The sequence below is a fragment of the Shouchella clausii genome (assembly GCF_002250115.1).
Taxonomy (GTDB): Bacteria; Bacillota; Bacilli; order Bacillales; family Bacillaceae_D; genus Shouchella; species Shouchella clausii.
In genome coordinates, this window is the sequence record NZ_CP019985.1 from 1,955,865 (window position 1) to 1,969,370 (window position 13,506).

The 13,506-nt window shown below is 43.7% G+C and carries 7 protein-coding genes; all 7 read left to right on the plus strand.

Features of this window, described 5'->3' with window-relative positions; genetic code table 11:
• Positions 1–101 precede the first annotated feature (101 nt).
• The 7 genes from BC8716_RS09445 to BC8716_RS09475 all read left to right on the plus strand — a co-directional run bounded on the left by BC8716_RS09445 (position 102) and on the right by BC8716_RS09475 (position 13,497).
• Entirely contained in the window at positions 102–1,454 is a 1,353-nt protein-coding gene (locus BC8716_RS09445; protein WP_094425128.1) for an ABC transporter substrate-binding protein, read from the plus strand.
• A gap of 78 nt (positions 1,455–1,532) precedes the next feature.
• Entirely contained in the window at positions 1,533–3,347 is a 1,815-nt protein-coding gene (locus tag BC8716_RS09450) for a cache domain-containing sensor histidine kinase (protein ID WP_169715930.1), read from the plus strand.
• Complete coding sequence (locus BC8716_RS09455; protein ID WP_094425132.1) at positions 3,340–4,941, plus strand: response regulator transcription factor; 1,602 nt, start codon at positions 3,340–3,342, stop codon at positions 4,939–4,941. The genes BC8716_RS09450 and BC8716_RS09455 overlap by 8 nt, the downstream gene beginning before the upstream one ends.
• A gap of 30 nt (positions 4,942–4,971) precedes the next feature.
• Positions 4,972–6,099 carry a glycoside hydrolase family 88 protein gene (locus BC8716_RS09460; protein WP_094425134.1) on the plus strand — a complete coding sequence of 376 codons (1,128 nt, stop codon included), beginning with the start codon at positions 4,972–4,974 and terminating at the stop codon, positions 6,097–6,099.
• A gap of 24 nt (positions 6,100–6,123) precedes the next feature.
• Entirely contained in the window at positions 6,124–7,980 is a 1,857-nt protein-coding gene (locus tag BC8716_RS09465; protein WP_094425136.1) for a DUF2264 domain-containing protein, read from the plus strand.
• 18 nt (positions 7,981–7,998) lie between these two features.
• Positions 7,999–9,813, plus strand: a complete 1,815-nt coding sequence (locus tag BC8716_RS09470) for a heparinase II/III family protein (protein ID WP_094425138.1) — start codon at positions 7,999–8,001, stop codon at positions 9,811–9,813.
• Between the two features lie 87 nt (positions 9,814–9,900).
• Complete coding sequence (locus BC8716_RS09475) at positions 9,901–13,497, plus strand: glycoside hydrolase family 30 protein (RefSeq protein ID WP_094425140.1); 3,597 nt, start codon at positions 9,901–9,903, stop codon at positions 13,495–13,497.
• The last annotated feature ends 9 nt before the right edge of the window (positions 13,498–13,506 follow it).

The window sequence follows — 13,506 nt, forward strand, 5'->3', positions numbered from 1 at the left end:
ATTGCTAATATCGGTAAAATTATTTTCGTCTCATGAGAAAAACGCTTTGCTATAATTTTGTTTGAAAGGGTTTTCATGAGGCGTTCAAAGGGGGAGTAAGGATGAAGAGAAAACGAGTGTCCGCTTTTTTTGCTTTTGCCATCTTTATGTCTGGATTGGCAGGTTGTTCTGCTGACAGTACATCTGGAACGAATGAGAAGGACGGCAATCATTCAGATGATACAGTGACGATTAAATTCCACACCCATGGAAACGAGGCAAGCTATAATTGGGCGCACACGATTGCCGCTTTTGAAGAGGAGCATCCATCGATCAAGGTCGATTTGGTCATTTTAAGTGAAAAGGGCGATACGCAAGAAGCAACCCAAAAGCTAGATTTAGCTGCAGCTTCTGGTGAACAGATGGATGTATTAATGTTTAGTGACCCAGCCAGTTATGCTCAACGGGTTCATTTAGGCATGGTTGCCCCGATCGATGAGTTTATTGAAGAAGAAGGTTACACGATGGCAGAAGAATATAAAGTGGATACGCAAATGAACGGCCACTATTATGCTTTGCCTGGCAAATTCAATCCTTGGTATGTGCTTGTTAATAAGGACCATTTCGATGAGGCAGGACTGGAAGTGCCGACCGACTGGACATGGGATGAATTTATCGAGTATGCAGAAGCCCTGACTACTGATGATCATTACGGTGTTTACTTCCACGGGCCCCAAGGTGATGGATGGATGGAATACTTGAAATTGGCACTTGCAAGTGAAGAAGGGGACACAGAATTCATCAAAGCGGATGGCACATCGAATCTTGACCACCCACTCTTTAAAAAGACGTTGGAAATGCGCGTGAAAATGGAAAAAGAAGATCAGTCATCTGTACCGTATACAGACATTATTTCGCAGAAACTCCATTATCGCAACCAATTCTTTGGCCAAGAGGCAAGCATGATTCCAATTGGAAGCTGGATGAATACAGAACTAGGTGGAACCGACCAGTTTCCGCTGGATTTCAACGTTGGGGTAGCGCCCTATCCAAAAAATGATTTAAGCAGTGAAGGCTATACGCCAGTGACTACTGATTACATGGCAGTAGCAGCAAATTCTGACCATAAAAAAGAAGCATACACGTTCATTCGTTGGTATACAACGGAAGGGCAAATGGTGCAAGGGAAAAATGTGCCATCTTGGAACGAAGTAACCGTAGATGACCTTGGTACGATCATTGATGGCATTTTAGCTGAAACCGTTTCGCCGGAAAAAGTCGATCGAGATGCACTCGTACATGTTTTACAACATGCCCAGTCCCCTAAAATGGTCGCTCCTGTCTCTTACCAAGCGGAACTTTATAAAGTGATCGGCGAGGAATACGAGAAGCTGATCTTAGATGACCAGGGAATTGAGAAGACGCTAGAGAATATGCAGACACGCACACAAGAAATCATTGATCATAATCAATAATCGTTTGCTAAAATAACGAATTAGGGGCGCAATCCGTTTCCGTCCCCTTCTTATTCATTTCTAATGAGGAGGTTGGTTATGTGGATTCGGATAAAACAAACGCTGACGCCCCGTTCGTTTCGTTTTAAAGTAGTTGCGGTTACCGTCCTATGCATTATGGTGCCAGCCGTGATCACTTTGTATGTGTATAGCTATTTAACAAAGGATGCAATGAAGGAACAAGCAATGGTGAATGCCGAGCGCGAGCTAAGCATTGCAGGGGCATATGTCTCAAAGCTGCTTGATGATATGTTATATGCCGTCAATTTTGTTCAATTGGACTCTGAAATGAACACAATATTAAAAAAGAATGCCAATCACGATACACAGCAACAGCATGTGGGGTATGAAGACTATTTGGAAGACCAAAAGGTCACAAAAACGATTGAAAATATGACGTTGCTCGGTGAAAAATCATATGTCACGATTCTTCTTAAAAATGGAAAGCACTATACAAATTACCCTGTTGCAGATTATAATCCTGAGCAACTGTTTCACGAAGCTTGGTTTAAAGAGCTAGATGAAGTGTATGGCTATGAAACGATTTGGATTGGCAGCCAGCCGACTGTGTTTGCATCAGAGCAGGATAAAAACCGCTACCAGCTATCAGTTGCACGAACGTTAAGAGACGCCAATTTGCAAATTTATGGGTACGTGATCGTCACGATGATGGAAACAGAAATCAAACAGGCATTTGCGGGTGCAGGTGGCAGTGGCGAAATGCTGCTCGTGGATGGTTCAAACCGAATATTATCGCATCGAGATTCAGAGCAAATTGGAGCTACGTTTTCTCCTATGGCGCAAGTACAGAACGCCAGTGGCGCCAATGTAATTGAACTGGAAAATGAAACGTACATTTATGCTGATTATCCACTCTCGTATACTGGCTGGAAGTTAGTTTCAGTCAATCCGTACAAACAAGCAATTAGTAAAATGAATCGTTTATTTGATACAGTGTTTTTTGCCCAACTCATCTCATTTGTTGTCTTTTTTCTATTATTGACATCCGTGTTGAAAACGGTTACAAGTCCACTGGTGCACCTTGGCCATATCGCGACAAAGGTACAAAGCGGGAAATTAAACGTCCGTGCTGACATTCAAAGCCAGGATGAAATTGGGAGGCTCTCCCATTCATTTAACCAGATGCTTGACCATATCAATGAAATGATTAACGAAATTACGGAAACACAAGCAAGAAAACGACAAGCAGAATTAGCGATGCTTCAAGCGCAAATCAACCCCCATTTCTTGTTTAATGTGTTGAATTCAATTCGAATGAAAGTGATGAGAAAAGGCGATGACGAAAGTGCAGAAATGATAAGTTCCCTTTCAAAGTTATTGCGGATGACGATAGACAAAGACAAGGGAATGATTCCATTGCAAGAGGAAGTTGAGATTGTCAATGATTTTGTTAAATTGATGAACATGAGGCAGAGAGAAAAAGTACGGCTGTTAATCGACGTCTCTGCCAAAGCGAACGCCGAAATGATTCCTCGTTTTATTTTACAGCCCATTATTGAAAATTCAATGATCCATGGCTTAAATCAATGTGCTGGGACGATTTCTTTAAAGGCGTACAGCAATGAGCAATGCTTTTTCATTATCATCAAGGATAATGGTCAAGGAATGAACGAGGAGACGTTAAAGCAAGTCCGAAAAAGTTTGACGTTCCAAGCAGAGGCAAGTATGGCCATCCATATAAACGGCTTTTCCAATCTTGGCATTTCTAATGTTTATGAACGGATGCGAATGACGTTTGGCGAAACATTCAACATGGACATTGAAAGTGTTGAAGGGCTGGGGACAAAAGTGGTCATGTGCGTATCTAGAGGAGGGAAAAAGTCAAATGTATAAAGTGATGTTGGTTGAAGACGATTACCCTGTACTAGAGTTGTTATCAGAGGCGACTGACTGGAAAAAACTCGGGCTAACTTTGCAAAGTACCCATGAAAATGGGGTTAGTGCTCTCCAGTATGCTTTACAAAAAGAGATGCCAGATATTTTAATCACCGATATTGGAATGCCGAAAATGAATGGCATTGAATTGATTAAACAAATGAAAGAAAAAAATCCTGCTATTCAAGTGAGCGTTTTATCATGCCACAGTGACTATGAATTTACGAGACAGGCGCTCCTATTGCAAGTCCAAGATTACTTGTTGAAAGATACCTTAAGGCCAGAAGATTTTGCCGCTGTTTTAAGCGAGTTAAAAAGGAACATTGAACAAGAACAGAAAAAGGCCAAAAAAGAAACAAAGCTTCGCCAAATCGCTGCGCAGAATCAGGAAGTACTAAAACGGGATTTTTTAAGACGTACGGTTTATCAGTCTACATGCAAAGATGAATGGTATGACGAAGCTTCCTCTTTCGGGCTAGATTTAAGGCTAAGCACATACATCCCAGTTTTTTGCTTTGTGCAAAATTATCATGTTGCTAAGACGTCTTTTTGTTCCGATGACCAGTTTGCTGTTTCTGTATCTCGTCTAATTGGGGAAACACTGGATGCTAAAGTGGTCCATATGCCGTTTTCAGTGAAGGAATCTTTTCTGCTCTTTCCTTTCCACTCAAACGTAAAAACGGACTGTTATGGCATCGCCATGGAGTGTATCAGCCATATTCAGGCCGTTATTCATTCAAATTTCGGCGTATCACTTGGGTTTATATTCGGTGAGCCCCTTAACAACCAAGATTCTTTTAAGTCGGAGATCAAACGTTTATTAAACAGTAAAGACCAGCGTTTTTATATGAAACGCGGATCGATTGAAAAAAGAAAGCAAGAAGCGAGCGGGACAGAAGATGTTTTCACTTGGTACGACAATGCGATCGTTGAAATCAGGCAATTAATAATTGAAGGAAATCACCAGCAAATCAATACGACAGTAGGCAAATGGGTCGAATTACTCGCGCGCAACAGATATCCGTGCGAAATGGTAAAGGAATGGGTGCTAAAGCTTATCGTCGATTTAAAAATAAAATTACAAACGTTGCCATTTTATTATGTAAAAGATACGGCTGAGGGGCTTCACGAAGAACTTTTGGCAATTGATTCTCTCGCTGAGTTACAGGTTTGGCTTACCCATTATTTTCGTTTCCTCCTTTCAGCGGTGGCTGAAGGCACTTCACAACCAAAAAGGAAAGAAGTGTTGGAAGCATTGAAATATGTGTATACCCATTTAGAAAAGAAAATCATGCTTGAAGAAGTTGCCAATCATTTGTTTTTAAATCCAAGCTATTTTAGCCGTTTGTTTAAAAAGGAAGTTGGCGAAACATTCGTTGAACATGTTACGAAAGCAAAAATAAATCGAGCAAAGGAATTGCTTGAGCAAACAGCCGAGCCAGTCGGAAAAATTTGTGAGCGCTTAGGCTACGACAATCAAAGTTACTTTATTAAAGTGTTTAAAAACCATGAAGGTGTGACTCCGATTGAATATCGGGGCGCAAGAGCATAACCTTAATTTGATAGAAAAGGTGAACTGAACATGACAAATGATGTGCAATGGGTTGCAGAGGCATTACAAAAAGTGTACAGGAAAGTAGGACGAACGAACATGAAAATGGGCGCCAACTTTCCCCACGCCAGTGTGAATGGTTCTTATCAATTAGAAGAACCCCACTGGTGGACGGCAGGGTTTTGGCCCGGGTTGCTATGGCTTTTGTATCGAGAGACAAAGGATGAATCACTAAAAGAAACAGCCAAACAATGCGAAAAGCAATTAGACTCTGTGATAACCGATTATTATAAACTGGACCACGATATCGGTTTTATGTGGACACTGACAAGTGTAGCGAACTACAAGCTGACAAAGGATGAAGATTCCAAGAGAAGGGCGTTGCTTGCCGCTAATTTACTAGCAGCAAGGTTTAACTGCAAGGGCAATTATATTCGTGCTTGGAACTCCCGTTATAAGGGGGATGAGAATACAGGCTGGGCGATCATTGACTGTTTAATGAACTTGCCGTTGCTGTTTTGGGCAACGAAAGAAACGGGAGATCCACGATTTTCCCATGTAGCAAAAAAGCATGGGGAGACAGCGTTAAACCACTTTATCCGCAAAGACGGTTCTGTTCATCATATTGTGCAATTTAATCCGGAAACAGGCGATAAGGAAAAAGCACTTGGCGGGCAAGGATTTTCTTCTGATTCTGCCTGGTCCCGTGGTGCAAGCTGGGCCATTTATGGCTTAGCGTTGCTTTACCGCGATACAGGTGAGAGCCAGTATTTACAGGCAGCAAAAGGTGTAGCGCACTTTTTTATCGCTCATTTGCCTGATGATTTTGTCCCTTATTGGGATTTTCGGCTGCCGCAAGGAATAACAAATTATCGCGATTCTTCAGCAGGCGCCATTGCTGCATGCGGATTGTTAGCTATTTCACAGGCGGTTGAACGAACCGAAGCCAACTTGTATAAACAGACGGCTATAAAGATGTTGCGGTCATTATATGACCATTACGGGGACTGGGAAAATGACGGCCAAGATGGGCTCATTTTACATGGCACGAGCCATTATCCTGAAGGGAAAAATATCGATGTTCCTCTTATTTACGGCGACTATTTTTTCGTTGAAGGGTTAACAAGCTTAAAAGCGGAATACGAACTATTTTGGTAGCATGCCGAAAGGGGGGACAGCAAAATGACGATAAACAACATTGAAAGCGCTTCGGAACTCAAAACGAGAGACGATTTAGCAAAGTTATTACAGCAAATATTGGCTCCGACGACGCGCTATTATAGCGAAGGATATGCCCGCTTGGAACTAGGGGGGACGGGAGCGGCTTACGCTAACTCAGTAGCTGGATTTGAGGGGTTTTCACGACTATTGTGGGGCCTCGTTCCATTGCTTGCTGGCTCAGAGGAGACAGATCACCAGTTGAAGCTCCATCTAGAAGGGATGAAAAATGGGACCAATCCCTGGCATCCTGAATATTGGGGAGACGTGACGGACTACGATCAACGAGTGGTGGAAATGGCTGTCTTCGGTCTTGCCCTTCTGCTCATTCCGGAAAAAATATGGGCGCCGTTACAAGAGAAAGAAAAGGAAAATCTGTACCACTGGTTAGCACAAATAAACGCTGTTGATGTATGGGACTGTAACTGGCTTTTTTTCCCTGTGCTTGTAAACCTGGGGTTTAAACAGGTCGGCTTGCCTTATGATCAACGCAAAATCGCTGACAATCTGGAACGAATTGACCAATTTTATCTAGAAAACGGTTGGTATGGAGATGGCTTGAACGGCCATCGTGACTATTATGTTTCTTTTGCGCTCCATTATTACGGGCTCGTCTATGCCAAAGTGATGGAAAAGGACGATCCAGTTCGTGCCGAGCGTTATAAAGCTAGGTCCACGGAATTTGCGAAAGCGTTTATTTATTGGTTTGCCGAGAATGGTTCAGCCATACCATACGGGAGGAGCATGACTTATCGCTTTGCGCAAGCAGCGTTTTGGAGTGCTGCCATCTTTGCTGGCATCACCCCTTTTTCGTTAGGGGTGATGAAAGGCCTGCTGTTTCGCCATCTGCGTTGGTGGTGCCAGCAGCCGATTTTCGATAATCGTGGATTATTAACAATTGGTTATGCCTATCCGAATTTAATCACGGCTGAAAACTATAACTCGCCAGGCTCTCCCTATTGGGCGTTAAAAGTATTTTTGCCGCTGGCACTTGATCAAGACGATTCGTTTTGGGAAGTTGAAGAGGAGCCTTTGCCCAGGTTAGAAAAGCACATTGTACAAGAGGAGCCTCGCTTTATACTTTGCAGGGATGCACGTGGCCACCACGCTTTCGCCTTTAACGCTGGCCATCTATCGACAAATGGGCATACCCACACTGCTGCTAAATATGAGAAGTTCGTTTACTCGACTGCTTTTGGCTTTAGTGTGCCTCGGGCAGAGTGGGGACTGGAGCAAGGAGCTTTTGATTCCACGCTTGCCTTGAGCGAAAGGGATAACCTTTACCGTGTAAAAAGGCAGAGCGAAGAATATGCGATTGCTAGGCAGTTTCTTTATACAAAGTGGAGACCTTGGCAAGACGTTGAAATAACAACATGGCTAATCCCTTGTGTACCATGGCATATACGCGTCCATAAAATTGAAACGAACAGATTGCTTGATGCAGCAGACGGTGGATTTGCTTTAGGGCTAGGAGGGGATGGAAGCGAATCTTTTGAGCAGCTCTCTAGTGGAGCCAGCTGTTTAGCAAAAACGGCAACGGCTGCTAGCGGAATCGTCAATCTTCGTGAAGACGGCGACACAGCGCTCATTTTTCCCCATGCAAATACAAACCTTTTACACCCACGAACCGTGATTCCGACTGTAAGAACGAGAATCGATCGGGGTACAACTTTTCTCGTTAGCGCTGTGTATGGAGAAGTTGATGGTCACTTGCACGCACAGAGCTGGGCTGCTGTCCCTAGCGTCCGCATGTTTGCTAACAAACTGATCGTTTCTTGGCCCAACCGAGAGCCAATTGAAGTGGCCTTGTATAGCGAATAAAAACGAAAGGAATTAGCGATGAACGCAAAACGAATGAAACCGTTGTTAACAAACAGCCGCTCTTCACTTCTATTTTCCTCACAACAGCAGCAAGAGGCATGGTTTAAAGCGATTCACAAGAAAGCGGCGTATCAAGGGATGATCGATGAAATTAGAGATGAAGCAAACAGGCTTCAAAGAGAGCCTTTGCTTGACATGCCGTTTTCTGCATTTATACGTTTTCGCGATCACGGCTCTCGCCTTGAATATGAAAAGAGCTACTTTAAAAAACGGCGCAGGTTGACTACATTTGCGCTAATGGCGTTAATTGAACCAGACCAACCACATTATCTAGAACAGTTGCAAGATACGATTTGGTCGATTTGCAATGAGTATACGTGGTGCTTACCGGCACATTTAATGAATAGCCCGGAAATGGACACGACGAGTCAGCGCATAGCCAACCAATCGGCATACACGATTGATTTGTTTGCTGCTGAAACAGCGTTTACGTTAAGCGAAGTGTATCAACTAACAAAAAACAGACTCGATCCACTGATTCAAACACGGATTTTAGCAGAAGTTGACCGAAGAGTGTTGCTCCCGTTTTTAAGCGAGCGCTCTTATGAGTGGGAGACAGCAACCCATAATTGGGCCGCCGTATGTGCAGGCTCCATCGGTTGCGCGGCCATGCACATTTTGAAAGAGAATGAGGCATTGGCTACGCTTTTGGAACGGGTTCTTTGTACACTAGATTGTTACTTATCAGGATTTAATGATGACGGCGTTTGCCAAGAAGGCTACCACTATTGGCAATATGGATTTGGCTATTACACGTACTTTGCCGATTTGCTAAAAGTAAAAACGAAAGGGGCAATTGATTTATTTCAATCAGAAAAAGTCCACCAAATTGCGTTATTCCCGCAAAAATGTTTTCTTTTTGAAAAGAAAATTGCTAATTTTTCTGATGCGCTGCCAGTAGCGACGATTTTTATGGGACTGATTCATTACTTGCACAATCGTTATCAAGACGTGGAAGTACCAGAAGCGAGACTGCGCGCCTCTTACACGGAAGACCATTGCAGCCGCTTTGCACCTGCGCTGCGAAATTTATTATGGCTTGACGAAAACATATCCGGTCAGCGCTGGCAAAATAACAGCTTCTACCTGAAAGATTCCCAATGGTTTATTTCCCGAAAGGCGCCCTATGCGTTTGCCTGCAAAGGAGGGCATAACGACGAACCCCATAACCATAATGACGTTGGCCATTTTATTTTACAAGCAGAGGGAGAAGCGTTCTTAAAAGACGTAGGCAGCGGCATGTATAGCGACGACTACTTTGGAAAGGAGCGCTACACATTTTTATGCAATGGTTCCCATGGCCATTCGGTCCCGATCATTAATCACCAATACCAGTCTGCAGGAAAAGAACAGTTTGCGACTATCACCAATGCAGAAATTGGAAAGACATGCGACCGTCTTGAAATGGAATTGCAAAACGCCTATCAACTCGAGTCACTGCAATGGTTAAAAAGAAGCTTTACTTGGAAAAAGGCATCAGAACCTGGTTTGACTCTAGTTGACCAGTACCAATTTACGGACGATCCTAAGTTGATTACAGAGCGTTTTATAGCTCCAAATCTGCCGATAACCACCACAGACAGCAGCATTATCCTCGAAGGCAAGCACCGGCTTCAAATTCGATATGATCAGCAGCTGCTTGAATGGACGGTTAAAAAACATCGATTTATTAATCATTTTGGTGAAGAAGAATCTGTACAGGTGTTTGATTTTACCGTAAGGGAGCCGAAGCGCTGTTTTGATGTTCTGTTTGCCTTCGATTTTCTCCATTGATGATCTATTTTGAACTACAGGCCATAATCGGTTGTTTCCTGCAAATGGACAGTAAAGAGAACTTTCAGTCAAACGGAGGAGGTCAGTATGACAAAGAAAAAAATCGTACGCACTGCCGGTGGATGGATATGTATGGTTTGCTTGCTTTTTAGTTTCGTGTCTTCCGTGCAAACAAACGAAGCGCAAGGAGAAGTTGTAACCAAAACGATTTCCATCGATGGGGATGATGTCGATCCTCATAACCGCTTTAAAGGGTTCGGAACCGTCTCGGCCAATAATACGACACGATTATTAATCGATTACAAAGATGAGCATCCCGAAAAATATTGGCAGATCATGAATCATCTCTTTAATCGCGAAACAGGTGCTGGGCTGGCTCATGTTAAAGTGGAGCTTGGAGCCGACGTGGACTCTTCTTCCGGGACGGAACCAGCGACGATGCGTTATGGCGATGAGCCTGCTAATGTGCTAAGAGGCGCTGGGTTCCAGTTTGCCGCAGATGCCAAAACGATCAATCCTGATATTACGACTGAAATCTTGCGCTGGGGCGAGCCGCGCTGGACATGGAGCGGTGCGGCTAATAACGAATTTGAGAATCGGTACCAGTGGTATAAACAGACGATTGATGCTGTTTATGAAGAATATGGATTTAAACTAGACTACGTTGGCATATCGCAAAATGAAAGGGCGATCAATCATAATGGCCGCATTGAAGTTGATTGGCTCAAGTATTTTACTGCAAGGATAAAGGAAGAACCCAACTATGAATCGGATTATAAAGACATAAAGCTTGTGGCGGCAGACGGTTATCGTGATACGGCATCGATTAGCCAGACATTGCTTGACCATCCTGAGTTAATTGGTGAAATTGATGTTATTAGCTCCCACTACGGACTAACCGGCTCGGCCGAGTTGGCGCAATTGCAAAAGAAAGTAAGCGCAGAAGGCAAAGAGCCAAAAGAAGTATGGGTATCTGAGGGAATCGCCCCAATGATTCATGCACGCTACCGTCTAAATATGGAGCCACAGTATAATGGGCTAGGGGGCCAGGCAGGCATTGTTGATGTTGCATCCCGCATTATTTCCGTTTATTCGTGGACAGGGGCAGGCGATCTGCCGCTCCAAGCGGTTTCATTTGACTTTCAGCCGTCTGTAGCTGCCTTTTATGAAGGCTCTAATTACAATCCGAAACACCTAATTAGTGCCTCTGACCCATGGTCAGGTTTCTATGAAAGCGACGGCGGAGTCCAAGCTGTCCGCCATATTATGAACTTTGTCGGCTACGATGACCGTACGACTGCTAAAAATGAACGTTGGCAATATGTAAAAGGCGCTACTTACAGCGACGGCGATTTTTTTGACGGAGGCGTCGACGTTGATACGAGTACGGATAACTACATGACCGTAAAAGACCCTGAAACCGATGATTACACGACAGTTTTTGCTAACAATACAAAGGAACTGCGCAAATACAAGATGAAGGCTAAAAATTTGAGTGGAAAAGAGAACGCACAAGTGCATGTCTGGGAAACACGAGGACCAGATGAAGGGCAAGCCTATGATGACAACTGGTTTAAACACATTGAAACTATTAAACCAACTAATGGGGAATACGAACTCGAAGTCAAGCCCTATTCGATTGTGACCATTACTACATTGGATAGAAAAGCGGACATCGAAGACTTTGAATATCAATCACAACCAGTCGATCTAGCAAAAGACAAGATCATGGCGTTGCCTTACACGGATGAGTTTGAATACAATGATTACCCACCTGATGAAAAAGGCAGGGATTATGTTGAACGGCGTGGAGGCACCCCTCGTTATATGACCGATCAACATGGAGCATTTGAGGTCGTGACAGAAGCGACAAAACCTGTTTCTAAAGGAAGTGCTGAACGTACGAACCGAAATATACCAGAAGCAGTTGCCCACGGAAATATGTTGCAGCAAAAAATCACTCCTGACATCATTGGCGCAGAATGGGCCGTCTGGGGAGGAACAGATGGAGCTGAAGCAACGAGCAATCCTTACACTGTGATTGGAGATTTTCGTTGGGTCAACTACAAAGTGTCCTATGACTTTTTATTAGACAACTATACCCCGGAAGTAAGCGGTAGAGAGAACTATGCACTTATTGGCGTTCGTCAAGTGAAAGCCGGCGGCAGAGATTCTTCTGCCCCTTACAATGCCCGTGTTTTTTCGGACGGTAGGTATGAAATTTTAAGAACGGGCACCGTTGTTAAAGAAGGAACAATTGAAGGCTTTGACCACGAAATTTGGCATAACTTAGCCTTTGAAGCGAAGGAAAACGTGTTTACGCTGTTCGTTGACGGAAACGAAGTTGCTTCTTATACGGATCCTGATTCAACTGTTATGGCTGGCAGGGTTGTGCTAGGTTCAGGTTATTACGAAACTTTATTTGATAATTTAAAAGTTGAACCGATTCCGGGCTACGCTTATGAATCGAAAAAATACGACAGTGCTCAAGGGAAAGTATACAAGTCGGAAGCACAAGCTCTTGCAAATATCGATGAGGCCAATCCTATCGGCTATATCGGAAACTGGCAGTATACACAAGCTGGATACGCTCATTTTAACCGAACGCTAATGACTGCAGAGACAGATGTGCCCGTTTGGAACGGAGTAACAATTAGCCACCAAGATTCAACAACGGAACAAGGAACGTTAAATAAAGTGTTTTATTCGGGGAATTGGTCTTCAAACAATGCCAACGCCTGGGGAGCAAACGGGGCTGCTATTGAAATCACTTTTAAAGGCACAGGGATTAACTTGCACGGAATCACCAATCCAGCAAATGGAAGCGCCGATGTTTATTTAAATGGGGAGTGGGTCGGCGAAGCAAATTACTTGAACAATAGTGAAATCACCAAAATGGTCTGGCAGATTGAAAATCTTGAAGACAGACAACATACGCTCAAAGTAGTCGCAAAAGAACGGTATACTAGCTTTAGCAAAGCCGAAATTACGACGACAACTCCCCCATTAGCTGTAAAAAAACGAGGAGCGAACGAGATTGTAAAGGTATCGGATGAGGCGGAAATTGGGACTGAAGAAAATACGGTATATGCGTTTAGGAAAAATGCATCCTGGGGATCAAACGACACGAATGCGTGGGCCAACTTTGATGATGACCCTTATCTTTTCATACACTTTACAGGCACCGGAATCGATTACCTTGCTGGAAAAGAAGAGCAGACGCTATACAAGTTCGAGCTTGACGGAAAAAACGTGGGCAACTTTGAAGTCGATCCGCGTACAGGGATCAGATATTCCGTCAGAGGTCTGGAAGAAGGGCCACACACTTTAAAAGTCTCATTAGGAGATAATGAACGAAAAGAAACGTTTATGGATTACCGCGGAATTAACATTTACAGCACGCCTCAAGCAGGCGAGCCAACGAGCACGATGATTTTTTCATTCGAGGGTTCGGGCTTTCATTTATTTGGCGCGACGCCAGATGCACTGATTGACGTGCTCATTGACGGCCAATTAGTCGCTGAAAATGAACGAATCACTTCTAAAGGGGACCGGCAAACCTCTTACCATATTAGTGGATTAGAAAACAAGAAGCATCTAGCAAAAATCGAAGTAAAAGGCGGCTCATTCGTATTCGACGGACTTGACGTCATCACAGGTGCAACAGAAGCCAAGGAAAAGTGATCGGGGTTA

Coding starts and splice junctions, on each gene's coding strand:
- BC8716_RS09445 (WP_094425128.1), top strand. CDS start 102: ATGAAGAGAAAACGAGTGTCCGCTTTTTTTGCTTTTGCCATCTTTATG.
- BC8716_RS09450 (WP_169715930.1), top strand. CDS start 1,533: ATGTGGATTCGGATAAAACAAACGCTGACGCCCCGTTCGTTTCGTTTT.
- BC8716_RS09455 (WP_094425132.1), top strand. CDS start 3,340: ATGTATAAAGTGATGTTGGTTGAAGACGATTACCCTGTACTAGAGTTG.
- BC8716_RS09460 (WP_094425134.1), top strand. CDS start 4,972: ATGACAAATGATGTGCAATGGGTTGCAGAGGCATTACAAAAAGTGTAC.
- BC8716_RS09465 (WP_094425136.1), top strand. CDS start 6,124: ATGACGATAAACAACATTGAAAGCGCTTCGGAACTCAAAACGAGAGAC.
- BC8716_RS09470 (WP_094425138.1), top strand. CDS start 7,999: ATGAACGCAAAACGAATGAAACCGTTGTTAACAAACAGCCGCTCTTCA.
- BC8716_RS09475 (WP_094425140.1), top strand. CDS start 9,901: ATGACAAAGAAAAAAATCGTACGCACTGCCGGTGGATGGATATGTATG.